The following is a 19365-nucleotide window of genomic DNA, read 5'->3' as shown; positions in this document are numbered from 1 at the left end:
TTCGACTTGCTCCGCAAACGAATACTCCTCAGTGACTGATACTTTCAAAATCGATCACGGAAAGTGGGCCAGAACCATTCTTAAGCCGTCGTCGACACACGGTCGTGCTGGCCGCGATGGTGAGTGTCTTTGTCAGGCTGTGCCGCCGAGGTTCCTCTCGTGTACCTATGTGACGTCTCATGACGAGCGTGGGGCTGCGGTGGGTGCTTCGTGTCGTTTTTGGGGGGGTGTGTTCTCACGCTGGTTACCTGCGCCTTCGTGGTGTTCTCTGATCGGTTTGTGCCGTTGCGGCTTCTGTGGGTGGAGACCGTTGTGATTGTGGGGGTGATGGCGGTGCTGGCGTATCGGGAGCGGCGGGCCTTACCTTCACGGTGACCGCGTATCGGACCTGGGCGTGCCTGAGTGCTCGTTTTGTGGCGTTGAACTGGGGTGATGGCACGTCCCCGGTTTGTGGTGACCGGAGTATCAGGCGTGTTGGTCTTGCGGCGGGTGTAATGCAACGGGCACAACGGAATTGCCCCGCGTGGTGTCAGTAGACAGCCCAACACCAGGCACATACGTTCCTGTTCTGGACCCAATGGTTCGGCGACACAAGTGACCCAGCTTCCGAGTTCGATTGCCGGATTCTGTCGTGAGTGTGTGCGCCACTCGGAGTGGTGACGTCGACACAAGCCGCGGACATCGAAACGCCGAGCGCAACGTACACCGTTGCGCTCCACTCGGCATTGTTCTGTCCGCTGCCCGTACTTCGTGCGCGGCCGGTCGGGTACATGGGTGTCGATGAACTCGTCTCGAGATATACCTGACTTGCTCAGCGCGCGATCATACCGCGGTCGCCGAGTATTTGTGTGCACGCCGGGGTCACGCAGAGGTCGACGGTGCTCTGCGGGTTGCCAGGGTCCGCGGTGCACAACCACAGCTCGTGGTCCCATTCACCTGGCCGCCAGCTCGTGTCGGTGTGTCGGCGCAACCACCGGATCCAGTCGGGCTCGACACTCGGTGAGAACATCGACGCTGAGTGTTGCGAACTAGTCATATCCCTCCAGTCTTGCTGCCACTCGTTCCACCGCAGCACGTTTGGCCGTTTCTGGCGGGTGCAGGTACGGATCCATCGAGACCGACGACACGTGTCCGAGGAGGTCCTGCACGACATCGCGGGGCACACCATTCTCGATCCATCGGGTGGCGGCTGTGTGTCGCAGCATGTGCGGGCGCGCTGTGAAACCCGCAGCCGCGGAAAGCCGCGCGAACAACGATCGCACGTTGCCGTAGCGCATTCCGTCGCCGATCGGCTCGTGATAGAGGTTCACAAAGACCAGGTCAGACTCCATCGCGCCCGCGACTGCGAACCGTTCGTGCTGGTACTGGGCGTAAAGGCCGACCAGATCGTTCACTACCGGAATCGACCGTGGATACCGGGATTTGGCGAGTGCACCGTTGGCATTGCATCGTCGGCGCACATGGATGTGCGGGCCGTCGGTCGAGCATCCGACCAAAGCGCCACGAGGTAGCAGATGCAGATCCTCACGGCGTAGACCCAGCGCTTCGCCGACTCGGATCCCGGTGAGAGCCATCAGAGTTATCAGAAACCGGTCTCGGGTTCGCGCCGCCGCTGCAATCAGCTCGTCTACCTGCCGTGCGGTCAGGAACTCGATCTCGGGTACCGGCGCCGTCAACTTCAACGACTTCGCCCGGACGGAGGCGAATTGGCCCATCTCCCCGCTGTCGTGGCCCGGCAGGTATCGCAGGTCCTTTCGATGTGACAACCGTGGTATCAGTTCTGACGAGACCCAACCGTGCGCCGCGGCGAACCGTAAGAACTCGCACACCGACGTCATCACCGCGTTCGCTGTGCCCGCGCTGCGAAACCGCGTTGGCGAACTCGGTCGGCGCGGCGGCAACGGCTCAGCGACCAGCCACCGCAAAAAGCGCGCCAAGTCGCTGAACTGTATTTTCTGCCAATCGAATCCGAATCGCCCGCAGTAGCTCAGAAACAACGCTATACGGCTCGCGTATACCCGCTCGGTGTTCGGTGACCGGTCCAATGCGCGCAGCGCAGCTAAATACGCCGACGCTTCGGTGTGCACGCGGTACGTGCGATCGATCACGACATAGCGGAGTGAACCATCCGACGGCGACACTGCCCGCTCCGCCACGAAAACGTCCACATGACAAAGCTAACCAACGTGCCAACCATGACCCTGATAACGAAAAGGAACGTCGCACGAACAACTGCCGACCAACATGCCTCGACAAGGTAACCAAGAGTAGATAACGGAGATAACGTCGTTCAGAAGTAGCGCCGCCAAGCGGCGCGCCATCATCCCCGCGAACGGCTACTGCGAATGGATGAAAAGCGAAGAGGGAAAGAAGATTCCGTACTTTCTTCATGGGGAAGGTGACCTGGAAGTAATGGCTGGACTCTACGAGTTGTGGCCCGACCCTGAACTGCCCGAGGGCGATCCGAACAAGTGGGTATGGACCTGTGCAGTCTTGGCCCGGCCAGTTATCTACCCCCCCGACGGCATAGTTGTGACGTTGGTTAGCGAGCGATCGGCGCGACGTCACTGGCCGATATCCGCCCCAGTGACGTGGCACGTTGGTGACGTGTGTCCGCAAGGGTGCGGCCGTCGCCAGTCGTCGCTACACATTCCCCGATGTCGATCCTGGATGCGATTGTGGAGCAAGCAGTTTCTCGTTCGAGTGAATTGCGCCCGCGACTTCTATGAGGCCGTGCTGTCGCGACTGGCCAGTTCGTCCCACCACGTCTTGATTGCGTTGCTGAACTCGGCTGGTGCGTCGGATTGTAGGAAGTGGCCGACTCCGGGGAGCATTGTCGTGGTGTGGTCGGGGAAGGCCTCTTCGAAGCGCTGACGGTATTTGTCGGTGAAGATTGGGTCCGCATCTGCCCACACGAGCAGCGTGGGCAGTTTCTCGAGTGCGCTGAGTTGGCCCTCCAGATCGGTGAAGAACTTACGAGCCCCGACGAGTTCTCCGGGAAGGGCTGCGCAGGCGCGGCGGCGTGCTGGCGTGGGCATTGCCTGGCGGTAGTGCGCCATTTCGGCGTCGGAGAGCTTCCGCCGCTTGTGTGCTGAGGGAATGTAGTACTCGACCATCAGATTGAACCGTTGGATCAGTGCGCGTCCGATCGGGTTTCCTACGCCGCGGGAGAACAGTTCGCTGGACGGGTCACCGTTCAACGGCCATGCCCAGGTGTTGGTGAGGATGAGGCGTTCGAACTTGTCCGTTCGTTGCTGGGCGGCATATAGGCCGAACGGGCCTCCCCAGTTGTGGCCGACCAGTGTCAGTTGCGTCAGGTTCAAGCGGTCGAGGAAGGACACGAGCAGGTCCGCGTGATCGCGGGCTAGGTACTGATAGCCGGGTGCACCGGTCGAGAGGCCGAATCCCGGAAAGTCCACGGCGATGCACCGGAACCTGTCCCGGAGGTTGGTGATTGCTTCGCGGTAGGCGAAGGACCAGACCGGATTTCCGGTCAGCATCAGCAATGTAGGACCCGAGCCCTCGTCGACGTAGTGCACGACGTTTCCGTCCAACTCCACGAAGTGGCTTTCGAACGGGAACAACTCGTTGTCCAGCCATGCCGGGCGTTGGCCCGAAGGCTGTGTGGTCGTCATGTGCTGATCCTCCTGTTTCGCTGTTTTCGCATCGACTTGTTCTTCTGTAGTTCACAATCAAACATGAAGTAGATGATGGGAGAGGCTGAATGAGTGAATTGATCAACGACGTCCTGGCTGCACATGGCGGCGCTGAGCGTTGGAAGTCGGTTTCGACGATTACAGCTCGGGGACGAATAGGTGGTCTGCTGCCCACTCGCTTCGCCGGCAACAAGCTGGCCAGTTTCACTGCCGAGGTGCACGTCGCCGCGCGGCGCACCGTCCTCCATGATTTCCCACAAACCGGCAATCGTGCTGTGTTCGACGGAGGCGACGTGAGGATCGAAACCCGCGACGGAGAACCACTTGCCACCCGAATCGATCCTCGTTCAGCATTTTTCGGACGCACCGGTATCCGCCGCAACGTCCGGTGGGATCCACTCGACACCACTTACTTCGCCGGATACGCCTTGTGGAACTACCTGACGGCACCACTGCTGCTCGGACGCGCCGACATCGTCGTTACCGAAGGTGAACCATGGCGGGAATCGGGACAGACATGGCGGCGGCTCCATGCAACATTCCCCGAACAGATCGATACCCACTGTCGACGACAGACCTTCTACGTCGACCCTGCTGGCTTGATCCGACGCCACGACTTCGTCGCTGAACCAGTTGGCCGTTGGGCGGCGGCCTCGATCTACTGCGATGACCACCGAGAGTTCGAGGGGCTCGTCTTCCCCGTCCGGCGCCGTGTGCTTCCCAGGGGGCCGGGCGGCCGAGTTCTCCCCAGGCCGACGCTGTTGGCACTCGACTTCGACGAAATTGGGACGGAGGTCTGACCGGTGAGTACGGAAGAGGACAAGTCGGCAATCAAGCGGTCTTACGGCCAATACTGCGGGTTGGCGCGGGCACTCGACGTCGTAGGCAACAGGTGGAGCCTGCTCATCGTGCGTGAGCTGCTCGGCGGCCCTGCCCGATACGGGAAACTTCAGGCCGGGCTACCGGGGATCTCCACCAACCTGCTGGCCGAGCGTCTGAGGGAACTCGAACAGTCCGGCGTAGTTCAGCGCCAACTCGACACCGACAGCAACGCCATCGCCTACACGCTCACCGCCTGGGGAAGGGAGCTTCGCGGTGCTGTCACGGCGTTGGTGAACTGGAGTACGCCGCTCATGATTGCAGGTCCGCGTGGCGACAGTTTCCAACCTCATTGGTTGGTGGTTGCGCTCGAATCACTGATGGAGGGCAAGCGAATTGAGGTACCTGCGACCATCGGCTTCGAGGTCGACGGCATGAACCTCGCCGTTCGCGTTGACGAAACGGGTGCCCGCGTCGCGCTCGAAGTCGACGTACAACCCGAGACTGTCCTTCGAGCAGAACCGATGGTGGTACTTGGCCTTGCATCGAGCATGCTGACGACCGACCAGGCGATCGCTGCTGGCGAGCTCCGCGGCGAAAGCCAGGACCTGGCTGCGATTTTCGGCCCCTGACGAGTCTTGGTTCTGCGTGCGACGAACGGTGGAGACGGAAGCGGTTCTATAAGCGCATGGATCGCCCTCCGGTGCCCGACCATCCTTTCGTCTCGGTCACCGACGCTGCAGTGCGTCACGATTCGTCCGATGGGACTGGTGAGTCCGTTCGGTGATCTGCGTGGGCAACGGCGGGGGAGCCATGGTTGCGAATGGTCAGTCACTACGATGAGAGAATTGCGTACCTGTGGCTCTCGCTGGGATCGGTGAGCGGCAGTAATGAATACCAGAGAAGGCACGAATACCAGCGAAGGCGGGAGGCGAATAATGGCAGGCCTTGGTGAACACATCACGGCGATGGTCCGTAGTCATGCCTCCGGCGACGACTCGGTGTTTTACTCCGTTGCTCTGCAGGTCGCGGCCCGTGAGGCGAAGCGTGGGCACCACGTTCTCGCTGCGGATATTAAGCAGGCCGTCGATACCTCACGGCAGATCACTCCCCGTAGCAACGTCACGCAGCTCGTGCAGCCGCGCGGCGACCTGGCCGAATTGGTCGAGGCTTCCCATCCTCAGATCGAGCTGCGGGAGTTGATCGTGCCCGGCGAGCTCACCTCTCAGATCGAGCAAGTGATCGCTGAGCAGCGTCAGCGCAAGAACCTCGTGGAACACGGGTTTGCGCCGATACACCGCCTTTTGCTGGAAGGACCACCCGGCACGGGTAAGACGATGACGGCATCAGTACTGGCTCACGAGCTGGCCTTGCCGATGTTCACCGTCCGGCTGGACGGCCTTCTGAGCAAGTACATGGGCGAGACCGGCAGCAAACTACGACTTGTCTTCGACGCAGTCGCTGAGCGGCGAGGTGTCTACCTCTTCGATGAATTCGACGCGCTTGGTGCCGATCGTTCGGGGAACGATGTCGGGGAGGCGCGGCGCATTCTCAATTCTTTCCTCGTATTCCTCGAGCAGGCCAGCCCGGAGTCGATTGTCATCGCCGCAACTAATCACCGCGACATCCTCGACCGCGCGTTGTTCCGACGGTTCGACACGGTCCTCACCTATGACCTTCCCGATGCCCGTCAGGCCGGCGTGGTGATCCGTGCACGCCTCGGTTCGCTGGCAACAGGACTGAGCTTGGCGAAACTCACTCAGTACACCTCAGGTCTCAGCCATGCCGACCTGGTCAAAGCAGCCGAGGCCGCCGCGAAAAAGGTGCTCATGCGCGGTGACGCGCATGTGACTCGCGAGGACATCGTCGCGACCCTCAAAGCGCGACGGTCCGCGAGCGTTGGCTGAACAACCACGGCACCTCGACCATCTCTATGTCGTCGAACAGGCCGCTGACGAAAGTTTTCACCGGGGCGGCCAAGGGGACGTCAAGATCCGTCCCGTAGAGCGGCGGGCGCATGGCCTGGCACTCCGAGGTGAGCTCGACAAGGCGTTCGCCGACATCGACACCGAACGCCATACATTAAGCGTCAGTGAGGAAGAGCTGCGGGCGCTCGGCAGTGTGATCGTTCTCGAAGGTGCGCACGCGGCGTATCCGTTGAAGCTGGATCAGTTGAGCCAACTCACGCGGCACCGGAAAACCCCCAAGCGCCCGAAGTGGCTCCTCCTGTCGGTGCACCAAGCAACGGCTACGGAACCGGAGCGAGCCACAGTCTGGGTGTCTGACGCGCACCGGCCGCAGTTCGTCAAGATCTTCGAGGACTATCTTACGAAGGTCTCGACCAGAGCGGTGGAGGAGCATTGGACGACGCCGGACGGAAATCCGGTAAACCAAGCGCTGGTGGCGAACATCGCACGGATCCGGCAAGCGTTCCTGGACGACTTGTGGACCTCCGCTGGCGAACCGCCTCGCTCCGGCCGACACTGGTGGGAACTCTGGCTCGATTCCACCCAGCCGCATCTCGACACCTTCAACGGATTCCTCGCCACCTACCAACTGCGAACATTGCCCCGGTCGGTTGCCCTGCGTGACCGAGTTGTCGTGTGGGTCGAGGCGACCTGGTCGCAACTCCAGATCCTGCCCGTCACGAGCGTCCCCCTGGCCGAGATCCGGAAACCGGAATTCATCGACACTATCGAAGATCTCCCTGCGACCGAACAAGACGAGTACGTTCGCGATCTTGCGGAACGGCTCGTACCCGCAGCCGATCACGCCCCCGCTGTGTGCCACCTCGACACCGGCGTCAACCGAGCCCATGTGCTCTTAAAAGATTCCCTCGCCGTGGCAGACTTGCACACCATCATCGGCATCTCCGGAAGCGATGTGGAGGGGCACGGGACCACGATGGCTGGTCTCGCGCTCTACGGCAGCCTCGAAGAGCACCTCACCTCCACTGGGCCAGTGCATCTCAGCCTCCGCCTGGAATCGGTCCGGATGATGCCCTCGAAGTCCGAGGCCGCGACGAACCCACGCGACTACGGCACAGCCACTGTCGAGGCCGTCGCGATGCCGGAGATCACCGCACCAAGGCAGCGTGTGTTCTGCTTGACCCTCAGCACGAGCCCGGACAAACCGGGAGAGCCCACGCTGTGGTCGGCGGCGGTGGACGCGCTTGCCGTCGGAACCGACACCGCCCGCGACGGGGACCAACTGCAGCTACTGTCCGCACCCGACCCTGACTCCTCCCGGCTCTTCCTGGTAGCAGCCGGAAATGTCGACAGCTACCAACTCGACCACCGCACCGAGTCCGACACGTCAGCAGTAGAAGATCCCGCTCAGGCATGGAACGCCCTCACCGTCGGCGCACATACTGATCTGGACGGCATACCTGAGGACCCGCAGTACCGGGGTTGGAATCCGATGGCGGAGCGCGGAGGGCTCTCCCCACACAGTCGGACGTCGGTGATGTTCAACCAGCGGAACTGGCCGATCAAGCCTGACATCTGCATGGAGGGCGGAAACGTCCTCACCGACGGAGCAGGGACCTTCGAAGACAAGCACCCGATGTTGTCACTGCGCACTACAGGCACAGCGAACGATCTTGCTCTAGCCTCGGCAAACGCCACCAGCGCCGCTACCGCTCAAGCTGCCCGCCTCGCGGCCTTGGCAGTCGCCCGGTACCCGGACTACTGGCCGGAGACGATCCGCGGACTACTCACCCACGCCGCCGAATGGACCCCATCGATGGAAGCAGAGGTTCGCCAAGACCAGCGCAAGACCGATCGTCTTCAACTCCTGCGCCGCTACGGGTGGGGAGTGCCCACGGAGGGCGCAGTGCTGAACTCTTCACGTCAGGCAGTCACTCTGGTCACCCAGGACCAGTTCCTCCCCTTCGAAGGCGACGATTTTCGGATGCGGCGGTTTCGGCTACACAGTTTGCCGTGGCCGTCCGACGTGCTCGAACAGCTTGGCGCAGAAAGCGTACGGTTGCGAATCAGCCTGTCGTACTTCATCGAACCATCCGCATCTCGCCGAGGTTGGCGCCAGCGCTACGCATATCCTTCCCACAGCCTGCGATTCGATCTCCAAGGTCCAGTCGAGACCCAGCCGGAGTTCATTGCCCGTATCAATCGCGATGCACAGCTCAGTGAGGACGGTTCACCTCGCACCGGAACCACAACGGACCGCTGGTTCATCGGACCCAACCAACGCAACTTCGGGTCTCTACATCAGGACGAGTGGAATGGCACGGGAACTGAACTCGCGCAATGCAACTCCGTTGCGGTCTATCCGGTCGGGGGCTGGTGGAAGAACAACCGTCGTGCCGACCGCGTGAACTTTCCCGTGCGCTACGCACTGTTGCTTTCATTGCGGACCGATGAGCAAGACATCGATCTCTACACTCCAATTGCCAACCAGTTGCGGGTGTCCGTTCCCGCGGAGATAACAACGACCTAGAGGCCTTCAATTTTCGACGACCTTGTACAAGAGGGGCACGTCTTGGGTGGGCAGTTCAGCCGGAGTTTGCTCACCTCGGCTCCCCGACATCAGGATCGAGGACACGAGCCTGCCGATACCGATACGCCGCTAACGGACTACGAGCGCTCGTAGTCCGGTTAAGGGTTTGCTCCCTGCCTGGGCAAAGGATCGAAAAATTGCGTCCAAGCTGATCAACGCCCGCAGTGAAACCGTCACGGAGAAGCCGTCATTCAGAAGTAGCGCTTCCAAACGGCGGGCCATCGTTCCTGCGAACGGCTACTACGAATGGATGAAAAGCGAAGAGGGAAAGAAGATTCCGTATTTTCTTCACGGCGAAGGTGACGTGATCGCGATGGCTCGACTCTACGAGTTGTGGCCCGATCCTGAACTGTCAGAGGACGATCCGGACAAGTGGGTATGGACCTGCACCATTCTCACGCGGCCAGCCAGCGATTGCGCGGGGCACATACACGACAGATCACCGCTGATCCTGCCCGAATCGTTCTGGGAACACTGGCTCGATCCGAACCTCACCGACAAAGGCGAGGTGCAGGCCATGATCTATTCCGTTCCGGAGCCGCATCTCGAGCCGTACGAGGTTTCGACTGCGGTCAATAGTCCGAGGAACAACGATCCGAGTTTGCTCGAACCGGTCCACTGACTGACGTCCTGGGCTTTCGCGAAGAGTGGTCAGGATTCCCGCATCGTCACGCGGGCGAGCATCTGCTCCATCTGCGGCCACCCGAGGGCGAGGTTCGATCCGCTCATCTGGACCCGTGTGTTCCACTCCGGAGCGAAGGCATCGAACATGATCCGAGCAGCAGGAGCGAGTACGTCGCGCTCGACGGCGTCAACGGTGTCGCCGTCCCAACGCAGCTCCCCGTGGACGGAATCCGGTTCACCGAATACCGACGTCAGACGCGCGGACACATAGCCCAGAGCGACCAGATCCGCCGCACTGTAGAAGTCGTTACTCACTCATCCTCCGCATCACTCGTTCAACACCGTTCCCATCATCTTGCCGCAACCGCCGCGCCGAAAGGTGCCGCGAGAACCCACCCTGTCCAGGTCGATCGGTACCTTCAGCTCACACAGACGCTGACAGCTGGGGGAGAGTCGATGAACAGGGAAGACGCAGGTACAACCACCTTCGATGCCGTCGTGGCCGAGTACCTGGACAAGCAACCGGACGGCTCCAAGAGTTGGCTCCTGCTGCGGTGGGATCTGGTGCAGCTGTACGGCACGGTGAAGGCGTTTCGCCGCCGTAGTCGGGAGCAGCCTGCGAAGAGGGCTCAGCATTGCAGAAAGCGAGCGAAGACAGCAGCCAGCATCGCGTTCTTGATGGGTTCGCTGCTCGTATTGATCGTGGTCCTGGGGTGGCGATTGACGGCTTTCTCGCGGGAAAGGTCGGTGATTGCGACGGCAGGTATTGCGGTCGCGGTGGTCATAACCGTGGTTTTGGTATTCGGCTATGCCCTTGTTCTCGTCCACGCGTTCGTCGATCGCCGCAACCGAAATCTGATGATCTTTCAGACGGGAGGGCAGCACATTCGCGGCGGTGCGGATCGAAGCCGAGCATGCCGGCCGTCGCCAGATTCACGGACTGGGACGGTGGCCGATTCGGTCAGAGTCCGACATCGCCGAGCGGTTGCGTCGCGACGTGGCTGACATGGCGCGAGATACAGGCACTGTTCTGACAACTGACAATGTCCCACCGGCGCTGAGGAAGAAGTACCTGGAAGAGGGAATGACGCCGGCCACGCCAAACGAGTGCGAGGTCTACGCCTTGGAACCTAGCGACGACCCGCTGATTTTCCTGCCCAAAGGCAGGTCGACCCCGTAGGCCGATTCCGGGTAGGTGTGGTTCTCTGACGCGGACAGATGCACTGTGCCGGAAGGCGAGACGACTCCAGGAGCGGCGATGTTGGCGATGAAAACAATGTGCGAGAGGTGCCGGACCTCCCTCGACAACGCCGCCGCCGCAACAATATGCAGCTACGAATGCACCTTCTGCGTCGACTGCTCAGCGGCGATGGACAACGAGTGCCCGAACTGCGGCGGCGAGTTGACCGCGCGTCCTCGTCGCATCGCGCAAGCCCGAGTGATTAGTCGGGGATGGGCAGGTCGAATCGGTAGCTACCTCGCCCAACGCCAGCCCTCCGGCGTCCTCGAGCTCACCGATGCCGAGCGGGATCTGATTTCGCAGATCAAGGCCACCGACGGGGAAAGGTTGGCAGCGATCGAGGTGCGTCATATGCGTCCCGACTGCACACCGCGAGAAGCTCTCATCACCGTTCTCACACTTCGTGGGGAAGACGTGTTCCGAACCCCTGCCGGCCACGCTGTCGGTGAGAACGCAGCTCGCGCCGACGGGAAACCACAGACGCTGTGACCGACGAGCACACCATGCCGACACCTACCAGATTCCGTGCAGCCGGGGACCGGGCAGCAGCGCGTCTGCGGAAGCGAGCCGAGTGGGCTGCCGTTGCGGCGCAGCGCCGAGCTGCCCATGATCGGGCCTACGAACAGTGGATCACCGGCGCGCTGGTCCCGTACCGGATCACCCGCGCCCTCGACGCTGCCGAGCTGTACGGCCCCGACGTCGACATTGCATGCGGCGCGCGGGAGCCGGCATATGGCGATTGGGAGGCGGGCACCCGCTACCCCTTGTTCGAGCAGCTCCTCGCGCTGACCCTCTTGCCCCGCGTGTTGGCCGCGTCGCATCGCGGAGCCGGGATTGGGCTTGGCGGCGTGTAGGGCTCACCGGGGTTACTGCCGAACTATCTGGATGAGCCACCCAGGACATCGTGTTGGGTGGATGTGATGGGCCGTTCGACCGACTACAGCGAAAGCCTGAGCACATGCTCCCATCAGCTGCGCTATGCCCCTAGCTCCCATATGGGAGCTAGGGGAAGATTGCAGCATTGTCGCACCGTAGAGCCCGGCTCACGTCATCCGCTGACCCGATGCGGTGGATGACGTGAGCTTTTGGTGGGGTCGTCAAAGTCTGTCGTCTACAGGTCTTCGTTTTCGTTGCAAAGCACGCGGAAGGCTCGGTGGTGGTCTTCGGGGAAAACGAGGACCTTGCGGGCGATTCCGGGGCCGGAGAGTTCGGGACCGGAGATGGTGCTTCGGATACCGTGCTCTGAAAGTTGCTGTTGGACCAGGCCGACGGAGCTGTCGTTGTAGAGGGTGGCGGCTGCTACGAGAAGTCCGTAGTCGTTAGAGGCGCGGCGGTCACTGCGGAATTGAGGCATGCTCTCGCTCCAGGGACGTGTGGTCATCGCTGTGAAAGGTGAAGTTCGGGTAGTCGGCATCGGACTCGTCCGCGAGGACGCGTCGGTAGTTGCCCAGGCCGGCGAAATAGAACAGTGCGCGGCTGGTTTTTCCTGGAATGTTGGCGCCGAATATCCAGGAATGAGCTTTCGGGAACAGTGATGCGTTGGCGATGTCGTCGCAGAGTTGCGCCCATGCCCGTACAGCGGTTTCGCTGACTTCGACGACGGCGGAGCCGCGGGTTTCGGCTTGGCGGATCAGTTCGGTGATCCATTCGACCTGGGTTTCGATTCCCGGCGGCAGGTTCGTGAAGACGCTGTTGGGGCCGTAGACCATGAACATGTTGGGGAATTGGTGCGTGGCGATACCCAGGTAGGCCGCGGTGGTCTCGTTCCACAGCTCACTGATCGGTGTTCCGTCGCGCCCGGTGAGGTGCATTTTCTTGTATCCGCCGTCGACGGCGTCGAAGCCGGTGGCGAGTACGAGCAGATCGATCTCGTGTTCGGTCCCGTCGGCGGTGACTACTGCGTTCTCGTTCAGCCTGGTGATCGGGTTGTCTTTGATGCTGACCAGAGAGACGTTCGACCGGTTGAAAGTTTCGTAGTAACCCTTGTTCGCGATGGGCCGAGTGGCGTAATACCCGGAGGGCATGAGCATTTGGGCTGTGGCGGGGTCGTCCACGATTGTGGCGATCTTGTCCCGAACGAAATCGGCTGCGGCCAGGTTCGCTGCGGGATCGAAGATTATGTCGTTGAAGGTCCCGAACATGAAGTGGAAGGCATTTCCGCGTTGCCAGCTTTCCTCGAACACACGGGTTCGTTCTGTTTCCGACACCGATGTCGCTGGGACCGTGCTTTCTTCGAATCCGCATCCGACGATCGAATTGCGGACTTGGTCCCAGATGGCGTCGTAATTGCTGCGGCACCGGTCGAGGTATTCCTGGTCGATCGGTCCGTTGCCGGAGGGGATGCTGTACTGCGCGGTGCGCTGAAAGACCGTCAAGTGCTGAGCGGTTTCCGCGGCGGTGCAGATGAATTGGGTGCCGGTGGAGCCGGTGCCGATGACGCCGACTTTGCGGCCGGCGACCTCGAGTCCGTCGGGCCAACGGCTGGTGTGCACTACCTGTCCCGAGAACTGTTCGATACCAGGTATTTCCGGCGCGTTGGGTTCGGAGAGCACCCCAAGGGCGGTGATCAGGTACTTGCACCGGTAAACCTCGGAGGACTCGGTGCGCACTTCCCACTGTGCCAGGGAATCGTCCCATCGTGCCGAGGTGACGGTGGTCGCGAGCCGGATATCGCGGCGTAGGTCGTGGCGATCGACCACGGCATTGAGATACTCGAGAACTTCCGCTTGTTCTAGATAGCGGTTCGTCCACGACCATTCCTGAAGCATCTCTTTGTCGAAGGAATACCGGTAGACGAAACCTTCACTGTCCGACTTCGCGCCGGGATACCGATTCCAATGCCACGTGCCGCCGACACCGTCGGCTTTGTCGAAGCATCGCACTGCGAGTCCGAGTTCGTTGCGAAGTTTGTGCAGGGCGTAGATGCCGGCGAATCCGGCACCGATGACGATCGCGTCCAGTGACGTGTCGGGTTCCATGTCAATCCTTTGTGTTGGACAAGCGTTTCAGGGCTGAAGTCGATCGACGGTCCACCCACGTGGGCTGCGTTCGTAGAGCAATCGGCGGTGTAGGCGCGATTGGTCTGCTGCCCAGAACTCCACGCGATGCGGCTGGAGTTGGTAGACGGCGAAACGGTGAGGGCGGGCGAGATTGGTGCGTAGGCCGAGGCTGTCGCTGCGTGCGAGCAGTACTTCGGGATCGCCGAGATGCAGGCTCTGATGCGAGGCCCTCGACATGGGTTTGAGGGGTTCGGCGCGCTCGTCCCACACCTTGTCGGCGATCGCAGCGTTGAGTTTGAGTACGGGACCGGAGACGATCAGTTGACGGGCGAGTTCGCGCCAGTAGAACAGGCCACTTGCCCACGAGTTCGTCTGCAGTTCGCGTGCTTTCCTGCTTGTCGTATGCGTCGAGAAGGACAATCCGTTAGCGGAAATGTCGGTGACGGCGACCGTGCGTTGAGAACACCGGCCGGCGCTGTCCGTGGTGGCCAGGGACAGCGCGAGCGGCTCACGGACCCCGGCGATTTCGGCTTGCTCGATCCATGCCTGAAACAGGTCCAGTGGCGTGGGTGGTGGATCGGAATATTCCAGGAACGGACGAGCGGTTCCGGTGATGGTTTCGTATTGGCTACTCATCATCGGTGCCTCGATCGGATCCGAGGTACAAGGTTGCGTGAGCGATTGTGATCGCGTTGCCGCCGACCTGCACGGAGGTGAGATCGTGGGTGCGTGCATCGAGGCTCGCCCGGGCATGCATCACGGAGTGTCGTCCGAGTTCGACACCCTGGTGGATACGGAGGTCGTGGTCGTATTCGATCCGTCCGTGACGCGCGAGGTGGATGGCGATCGGGCCGGCGGCTGACCCGGTAGCGGCATCTTCGACCACTCCGTACGCGGGAGAGAACATTCGGTTTCGCCAGACTCCGTCGAGGTCTTCGGCGATGCAGTTGATCGCCATGTTCTCGAACTCGGACAATGCGCGGTGGTCCGGGCGTAGAGCGGAGAGCGCCTCGATGCTGTCGACGGTGACGATCGTGTGACGTGGGCCGTTGTCGTAGGTCTCGATCGGAAGTGCGCTTGTGTCGAGCCCCAAGGCTGCCAACAGTGATCTCTGCTCGGCGTCAGGCATCGGCGACCACGTCGGCAGCGGTTGGTCCATCGTGACGCGGAAGTGGTCGTCGACGGCCTCAGCGGTCATCGGAATCAGACCCACCGCGGTTTCGAACGCGAGTTCCTTCGCACCTGTCTGCGCGGCAACCGCGGCAGCTGTACCGAGGATGGGGTGCCCGGCGAAGGGGAGTTCGTTGACGGGAGTGAAGATGCGAATCCGCGCAGTCGATTCTGCCGAGTCAGCCGACAAGACGAAGGTGACCTCGGAGAGGTTCAACTCTGCGGCGATTCGCTGCATCGTCTCCGCCGAGAGCGAGTCGGCGCCGAAGAACACGGCTACCGGATTACCGCTGAGGGGCGTACTGGCGAATGCGTCGACGACGCAGTATCGGAGGCTCCGCCGAGAACTTTCGGGTCGATGCTCGATGAGGGCATGCACCGAGAAGTCCTTGCGGTGCGCGCGTTCTCGTTCGAGGAGTTCGAGGGCCGGTCCTGCGGGGAGCGCTCCCGCGGGGCGATCGTCATCCCAGATCAGTATCGCGCCCCATTGTCCGGATCCTCGATCGTGGATCCAGTATTTGGCAGCCAGACCGGGTACCGAGCGCCACGCATCGACAGCTGCGGTGTCGGTCAGCTCATTGAGGTGGGTCACTGACGGGTCATCGTCTGACTGAAGGTCCCACATGATGTATTCGAGTTTCACGTCGAGAGCAGCCTTTCGGACATGTGAGCGAGGATGCGAGGGCCGTTCACTGTCAGGATCGACTCGGGATGGAACTGAACGGACGCGAAGTGAGGCCCTTCGAGGGCGTGGATTGCTCCGGTGGCCGTGTCCGCGGAAACAGTGACCGGGCCGACGCCCGCGACATCGATCCGGCCGGGAGCACTGCGTGCTTCGAAGGTGTTGTAGAAGCCGACGTTCTCGCTCTGCCCGAAGACGTCGACGCGCGCCTGTTTACCCTGGTTCGGCTCAGCTCTGCGGGTGAGGGGGAGACCGAGACGCGAGGCCAGGATTTGATGGCTCAAGCAAATCGCGAGGAACGGTCGCTGCGTCGAGAGCAGGTCGTCGATCTGTGCTCGCAGGTGCACGATTTTCTCGTCATCGACGTCTGTGGGATCACCGGGCCCCGGCCCGACGATGACCAGATCGTGGTCACTGGTGGTGTACATGTCGTCGAATCGCCGCACAGTGACCGTCAAGCCGAGCGAGCGCAACTGATGGTCGAGCATCGCAGTGAACGTGTCTTCGGCATCCACGACGAGCGCCTTACGCCCGTCCAGTACCCGGGAGCGGACGTCGTGGGGGTAGTTCGGCGACCAGAATCCTGCGATCTGGTCATTGCGATGCGCCAAGGCGGTGGTGATCATCGGGTGCCGATTCCAGCTGGCATGGGGCTTGCTGTGCCCGAATGCCGCCAGAACTGATTGCGCCTTGGCATGGGTCTCGTAGACTTCGGCCCCAGGATCGGAATGGCGGACCAACGTGGCCCCCACAGCAACTCGTACACGACCACAGTCAGGCTCGATCGCCGCTGTACGAATCAGGATCGCCGAATCGAGAGTCGGCGCCCCGCCACCGGAGCGGGTGATCAATGCCGCCACACCGCTGTAATAACCGCGACCGGTCGTCTCGTAGCGTGCGATGACCTCGGTCGCGCTTTCTACCGGGCTTCCGGTCACGGTGGGCGCAAACATCGTTTCCCGCAATATCTCTCGTGGGTCGCGGCGCGTCTGCCCCTCGATGAAATACTCGGTATGAGCGACCCACGCCATCTCCTTGAGCGCTGGTCCGTGGACTCGAGTGGTGCCGGGTTCACAGATACGACACATCATCTTCAGTTCTTCATCGACCACCATGTACAGCTCGTCGGTTTCCTTGCGGTCGTCGAGGAACTGTTGAACTCCGTCCAGAGTCGGCCCGCCGGGCGGATAGCGGTAGGTTCCGCTGATTGGGTTCATCACGGCGGTGCCGTTGTCGAGGACAACATGCTGTTCAGGTGATGCGCCGACGAGTACCAGACCTTCTGTGTGCACGAGAAAGGTCCAGTAGGCGCCGCGTTCGTTGTCGAGGAGCTCCCCGAACGCGGATAGAGGGACTGTCGAGTTGTAGGGCGTGCACTCGGCGGAGAATTCGCGTTTGATCACGAAGTTCGCTCCGCGCCCGTTGCCGATCTCCTCGGACACGATCGCTGCGACTTTCCGTTCGTAGTCGGCGTCGGAGCTGTCGAAGTGCCCGTCGGTGAGGGCGAAGGAGCGGCGCGGGAGTTTGTCGAGCACGCTGGTCAGGGGGTAGTCCTGCTGTTCGTCGATGTAGATGGCGAGCAGCGGGGCGCCATCATCGTGAGCCGGATAGCCGCGTTCGCGTATCTGACGATAGGGAAGAAGGACGAATACATCAGCGGTCGTGGATATTTCCTCGATCAGCTCGTGCTGACGGAGCTGCCCGGACAACGCTGTGACGGTGCGAGCACCGGTGGCAGGATCGGCGCGGCAGAGGAGGGCGTACACCGAGCGGTTGCCGGCCAGTATCTCGGTCAGGAGATCGGTCGAGAGCGGCGGACTCATCGCTCGGTCACCCACTTCGTGGCGACGACACGTGCACAGCAGCGTGAGGTGTATTCGAGCGTGTGGCGGTGGTCTGCAGCGGTGAAGTCGGCAACTGCGTCGCCGACGAGGAACACTTCGATGTCATGGGTGTACGCATCCAGGGCGGTGGCAAGAATGCCGACATGGGCGTACACCCCGCACAGGACAAGTTGCGTGCGACCGTTCTCGCGCATGCGGGCGAGCAGGTCGGATCGGTGGAAGGCGCTGTAACGCCACTTGACGAAGGGCCATGCATCGTCACCGAGTTCGAGCTCGGGGACAAGTGCTCGGTCCGCATCCGTGGTCTGCATCCCCGGGCCCCAGAAATCCCGCAACAGTCCGCGATCTGTGACGTTCATCCGGCCCGGCTGCGCGGTATAAGCCGTCGCCGCCCCTACCCGCTGCGCCCAAGAATGCAGATCGCGAACATTGCCCACGATCTCCGAACGCATCGCGTCGGGGAACGGCGACAGAAAGTAGCGTTGCATGTCATGGATGAGCAAAGTTGCCTGTCGTGGATGGATATCCCAGTCCACCAACGCTTCCGGCATCTCTCCTGGGCTGGGAAGCAGGTACGGTTCGACAGTGAGATCACGACTCATGACGTCGTCTCCGATACTCGGTAATGTCGTGCGAGCATTTCGCCCCACGCCTCTACGACGCAAGCAGCCTGCTCCGGGTTCAGCCTCGGATCGCACAGCGAACTACTGGGCCGCGCGGAGGCGAGATCTGTACTCGACCAGACGCATTCGCTGACATCAGTCAGATGGGTCGTCTCCAGATGTAACCCGTGAACCCGGGTTCCGGTCTGGTCAGCGACACTGACGAAGCCCGCCATCTCGGCGATGACGTCGTCGACGACTCGGGTCTTGGTGCCATCGTCTGTGCTGAGCGTGTTGCCGTGCATCGGATCACAGATCCACAGCACACGGTGCCCAGCCGCACGGACCGCATTCATCAGCGCCGGCAGTCCAGTACGGATGTGTTGGGCCCCCATCCGTGTGATCAAGGCGAGTTTGCCGGGTTCGCGATACGGGTCGAGCCGAGAACACAGCGCTACGAGATCGTCTTCGGTGGCGGTGGGGCCGACTTTGCATGCCGAGGGGTTTGCGATGTGAGCGAGTGTGGCGACGTGGGGGCCGTCGACGTTGCGCGTCCGTTCGCCGATCCACGGCCAGTGTGTGGAGGTCAGATACGTGCGTTCATCGCTTCCCGGCCGCATCATGGGGTGTTCGTAATCGAGTAGCAACGCCTCATGACTGGTCCATACCCGATCTTCCAAGGCTCGCCCGCGGTTGAAGCCGGCAATGGTGGCAGCGACTTGCCGAGAAGTCAGGTACCCCATCAGGATCCGGAGCGGATCCGGCGTCCGGCTGACCTCGTCACTGTCGGGCAGGTTCACCATGTGGCCCCGATAGGTGACCACTTCGCGATCACCGATGGTCTCCGTTGCCTTGGAGCGAGGTTTGGCGAACTGTCCGGCGATACGGCCGACCTGAACAACCGGAAGACCGGTAGGGGTGGCCACGGCACCGGCGCTGGCGGTGAGCTGATCAAGCTTGCGATGGACGTGGTCGGGCGTGCAGTGCGCGGGGTCTTCCGCGCAATCGCCCATCTGGAGAATGCTCGCGTGTCCGGCCTCAACGGCGCGCAGGCGTCGCGCGAGTTGGTCGATTTCGACCGGACTCGCAATGACGGTGGTCGTCTCGAGCACGTTGCGAACGAGGTCGAGTTGGGGATGGTCATGCCACGGCGGCTGGTGAGAATTCACCATCGACGTCAATGCTGAGGGGATCACGAATCACTCCGCTAG

18 protein-coding genes and 2 pseudogenes are annotated in these 19365 nt (G+C 61.7%); 10 read left to right on the top strand and 10 right to left on the bottom strand.

Annotation, left to right across the window (positions count from 1 at the left end; genetic code table 11):
* Positions 1 to 656: 656 nt before the first annotated feature.
* Entirely contained in the window at positions 657 to 806 is a 150-nt protein-coding gene (locus M1L53_RS34075; protein WP_261949428.1) for a hypothetical protein, read from the top strand.
* 222 nt (positions 807 to 1028) lie between these two features.
* Here the strand turns inward: M1L53_RS34075 and M1L53_RS34070 are convergent, their stop codons facing one another.
* A complete protein-coding gene (locus tag M1L53_RS34070; RefSeq protein ID WP_261949429.1) occupies positions 1029 to 2168 on the bottom strand; it encodes a tyrosine-type recombinase/integrase in 1140 nt (379 codons plus the stop codon).
* A gap of 103 nt (positions 2169 to 2271) precedes the next feature.
* On the opposite strand from M1L53_RS34070, the pseudogene M1L53_RS34065 reads away from it, so the two are divergent.
* Positions 2272 to 2487 (top strand): annotated as a pseudogene (locus M1L53_RS34065) (SOS response-associated peptidase family protein); the annotation flags it as partial.
* Positions 2488 to 2723: 236 nt separating this feature from the next.
* Here M1L53_RS34065 and M1L53_RS34060 read toward each other — a convergent pair.
* Positions 2724 to 3635: an alpha/beta fold hydrolase gene (locus tag M1L53_RS34060; protein ID WP_261949430.1), complete on the bottom strand. Its 912-nt coding sequence runs from the start codon at positions 3633 to 3635 to the stop codon at positions 2724 to 2726.
* Between the two features lie 89 nt (positions 3636 to 3724).
* Here M1L53_RS34060 and M1L53_RS34055 point away from each other — a divergent pair, with 89 nt between their 5' ends.
* The 5 genes and pseudogenes from M1L53_RS34055 to M1L53_RS34035 form a co-directional block, all read left to right on the top strand.
* Positions 3725 to 4456: a hypothetical protein gene (locus M1L53_RS34055; RefSeq protein ID WP_261949431.1), complete on the top strand. Its 732-nt coding sequence runs from the start codon at positions 3725 to 3727 to the stop codon at positions 4454 to 4456.
* A 3-nt stretch (positions 4457 to 4459) separates the two neighbouring features.
* Positions 4460 to 5107: a helix-turn-helix domain-containing protein gene (locus M1L53_RS34050; RefSeq protein ID WP_261949432.1), complete on the top strand. Its 648-nt coding sequence runs from the start codon at positions 4460 to 4462 to the stop codon at positions 5105 to 5107.
* Between the two features lie 306 nt (positions 5108 to 5413).
* Positions 5414 to 6382 (top strand): AAA family ATPase, encoded by a 969-nt coding sequence (locus M1L53_RS34045; protein ID WP_076949338.1) that lies wholly within the window; start codon positions 5414 to 5416, stop codon positions 6380 to 6382.
* Positions 6375 to 8933, top strand: a complete 2559-nt coding sequence (locus M1L53_RS34040) for a S8 family peptidase (protein WP_261949433.1) — start codon at positions 6375 to 6377, stop codon at positions 8931 to 8933. Before M1L53_RS34045 ends, M1L53_RS34040 begins: the two co-directional genes overlap by 8 nt.
* A gap of 163 nt (positions 8934 to 9096) precedes the next feature.
* Positions 9097 to 9615, top strand: a pseudogene (locus M1L53_RS34035) (SOS response-associated peptidase); the annotation flags it as partial.
* Between the two features lie 29 nt (positions 9616 to 9644).
* On the opposite strand, the gene M1L53_RS34030 reads toward M1L53_RS34035, so the two are convergent.
* Entirely contained in the window at positions 9645 to 9932 is a 288-nt protein-coding gene (locus M1L53_RS34030; protein ID WP_261949434.1) for a hypothetical protein, read from the bottom strand.
* A 141-nt stretch (positions 9933 to 10073) separates the two neighbouring features.
* Here M1L53_RS34030 and M1L53_RS34025 point away from each other — a divergent pair, with 141 nt between their 5' ends.
* The 3 genes from M1L53_RS34025 (at position 10074) to M1L53_RS34015 (ending at position 11711) form a co-directional block, all read left to right on the top strand.
* Entirely contained in the window at positions 10074 to 10622 is a 549-nt protein-coding gene (locus M1L53_RS34025) for a hypothetical protein (RefSeq protein WP_261949435.1), read from the top strand.
* A gap of 262 nt (positions 10623 to 10884) precedes the next feature.
* On the top strand, positions 10885 to 11346 hold the full coding sequence (locus M1L53_RS34020) for a DUF1272 domain-containing protein (RefSeq protein WP_261949436.1): 462 nt from the start codon (positions 10885 to 10887) through the stop codon (positions 11344 to 11346).
* 14 nt (positions 11347 to 11360) lie between these two features.
* Positions 11361 to 11711: a hypothetical protein gene (locus tag M1L53_RS34015; RefSeq protein WP_261949437.1), complete on the top strand. Its 351-nt coding sequence runs from the start codon at positions 11361 to 11363 to the stop codon at positions 11709 to 11711.
* 257 nt (positions 11712 to 11968) lie between these two features.
* Here M1L53_RS34015 and M1L53_RS34010 read toward each other — a convergent pair whose 3' ends face one another.
* From M1L53_RS34010 to M1L53_RS33980, 7 genes are all read right to left on the bottom strand, one after another.
* Positions 11969 to 12211, bottom strand: coding sequence for a hypothetical protein (locus tag M1L53_RS34010; RefSeq protein ID WP_261949438.1), 243 nt, complete (start codon positions 12209 to 12211; stop codon positions 11969 to 11971).
* Positions 12192 to 13835, bottom strand: a complete 1644-nt coding sequence (locus tag M1L53_RS34005) for an NAD(P)/FAD-dependent oxidoreductase (RefSeq protein WP_261949439.1) — start codon at positions 13833 to 13835, stop codon at positions 12192 to 12194. Before M1L53_RS34005 ends, M1L53_RS34010 begins: the two co-directional genes overlap by 20 nt.
* A 27-nt stretch (positions 13836 to 13862) precedes the next feature.
* The gene (locus M1L53_RS34000) at positions 13863 to 14492 is read right to left on the bottom strand and encodes a pyridoxal 5'-phosphate synthase (protein WP_261949440.1); all 630 of its coding nucleotides are present in this window, start codon (positions 14490 to 14492) and stop codon (positions 13863 to 13865) included.
* Positions 14485 to 15393: a PhzF family phenazine biosynthesis protein gene (locus tag M1L53_RS33995; protein ID WP_261949442.1), complete on the bottom strand. Its 909-nt coding sequence runs from the start codon at positions 15391 to 15393 to the stop codon at positions 14485 to 14487. The genes M1L53_RS34000 and M1L53_RS33995 overlap by 8 nt, the downstream gene beginning before the upstream one ends.
* A gap of 272 nt (positions 15394 to 15665) precedes the next feature.
* Positions 15666 to 17531, bottom strand: coding sequence for an anthranilate synthase family protein (locus M1L53_RS33990; RefSeq protein ID WP_209907636.1), 1866 nt, complete (start codon positions 17529 to 17531; stop codon positions 15666 to 15668).
* On the bottom strand, positions 17528 to 18154 hold the full coding sequence (locus tag M1L53_RS33985; protein ID WP_209907635.1) for an isochorismatase family protein: 627 nt from the start codon (positions 18152 to 18154) through the stop codon (positions 17528 to 17530). Before M1L53_RS33985 ends, M1L53_RS33990 begins: the two co-directional genes overlap by 4 nt.
* A complete protein-coding gene (locus tag M1L53_RS33980) occupies positions 18151 to 19350 on the bottom strand; it encodes a 3-deoxy-7-phosphoheptulonate synthase (protein ID WP_261779125.1) in 1200 nt (399 codons plus the stop codon). The genes M1L53_RS33985 and M1L53_RS33980 overlap by 4 nt, the downstream gene beginning before the upstream one ends.
* Positions 19351 to 19365: the final 15 nt, after the last annotated feature.

Source organism: Rhodococcus sp. T9N, from assembly GCF_024436645.1.
Lineage (GTDB): Bacteria > Actinomycetota > Actinomycetes > Mycobacteriales > Mycobacteriaceae > Rhodococcus_F > Rhodococcus_F qingshengii.
This window is presented reverse-complemented; position numbering and strand designations above follow the sequence as displayed.

Bases quoted from the DNA above. Each gene is read 5' to 3' on its own strand.
- M1L53_RS34020 (WP_261949436.1), top strand. From the start codon at position 10,885: ATGAAAACAATGTGCGAGAGGTGCCGGACCTCCCTCGACAACGCCGCC.
- M1L53_RS34015 (WP_261949437.1), top strand. From the start codon at position 11,361: ATGCCGACACCTACCAGATTCCGTGCAGCCGGGGACCGGGCAGCAGCG.
- M1L53_RS34045 (WP_076949338.1), top strand. From the start codon at position 5,414: ATGGCAGGCCTTGGTGAACACATCACGGCGATGGTCCGTAGTCATGCC.
- M1L53_RS34010 (WP_261949438.1), bottom strand. From the start codon at position 12,211: ATGCCTCAATTCCGCAGTGACCGCCGCGCCTCTAACGACTACGGACTT.
- M1L53_RS33990 (WP_209907636.1), bottom strand. From the start codon at position 17,531: ATGAGTCCGCCGCTCTCGACCGATCTCCTGACCGAGATACTGGCCGGC.
- M1L53_RS34005 (WP_261949439.1), bottom strand. From the start codon at position 13,835: ATGGAACCCGACACGTCACTGGACGCGATCGTCATCGGTGCCGGATTC.
- M1L53_RS34000 (WP_261949440.1), bottom strand. From the start codon at position 14,492: ATGAGTAGCCAATACGAAACCATCACCGGAACCGCTCGTCCGTTCCTG.
- M1L53_RS33985 (WP_209907635.1), bottom strand. From the start codon at position 18,154: ATGAGTCGTGATCTCACTGTCGAACCGTACCTGCTTCCCAGCCCAGGA.
- M1L53_RS34055 (WP_261949431.1), top strand. From the start codon at position 3,725: ATGAGTGAATTGATCAACGACGTCCTGGCTGCACATGGCGGCGCTGAG.
- M1L53_RS34060 (WP_261949430.1), bottom strand. From the start codon at position 3,635: ATGACGACCACACAGCCTTCGGGCCAACGCCCGGCATGGCTGGACAAC.
- M1L53_RS34025 (WP_261949435.1), top strand. From the start codon at position 10,074: ATGAACAGGGAAGACGCAGGTACAACCACCTTCGATGCCGTCGTGGCC.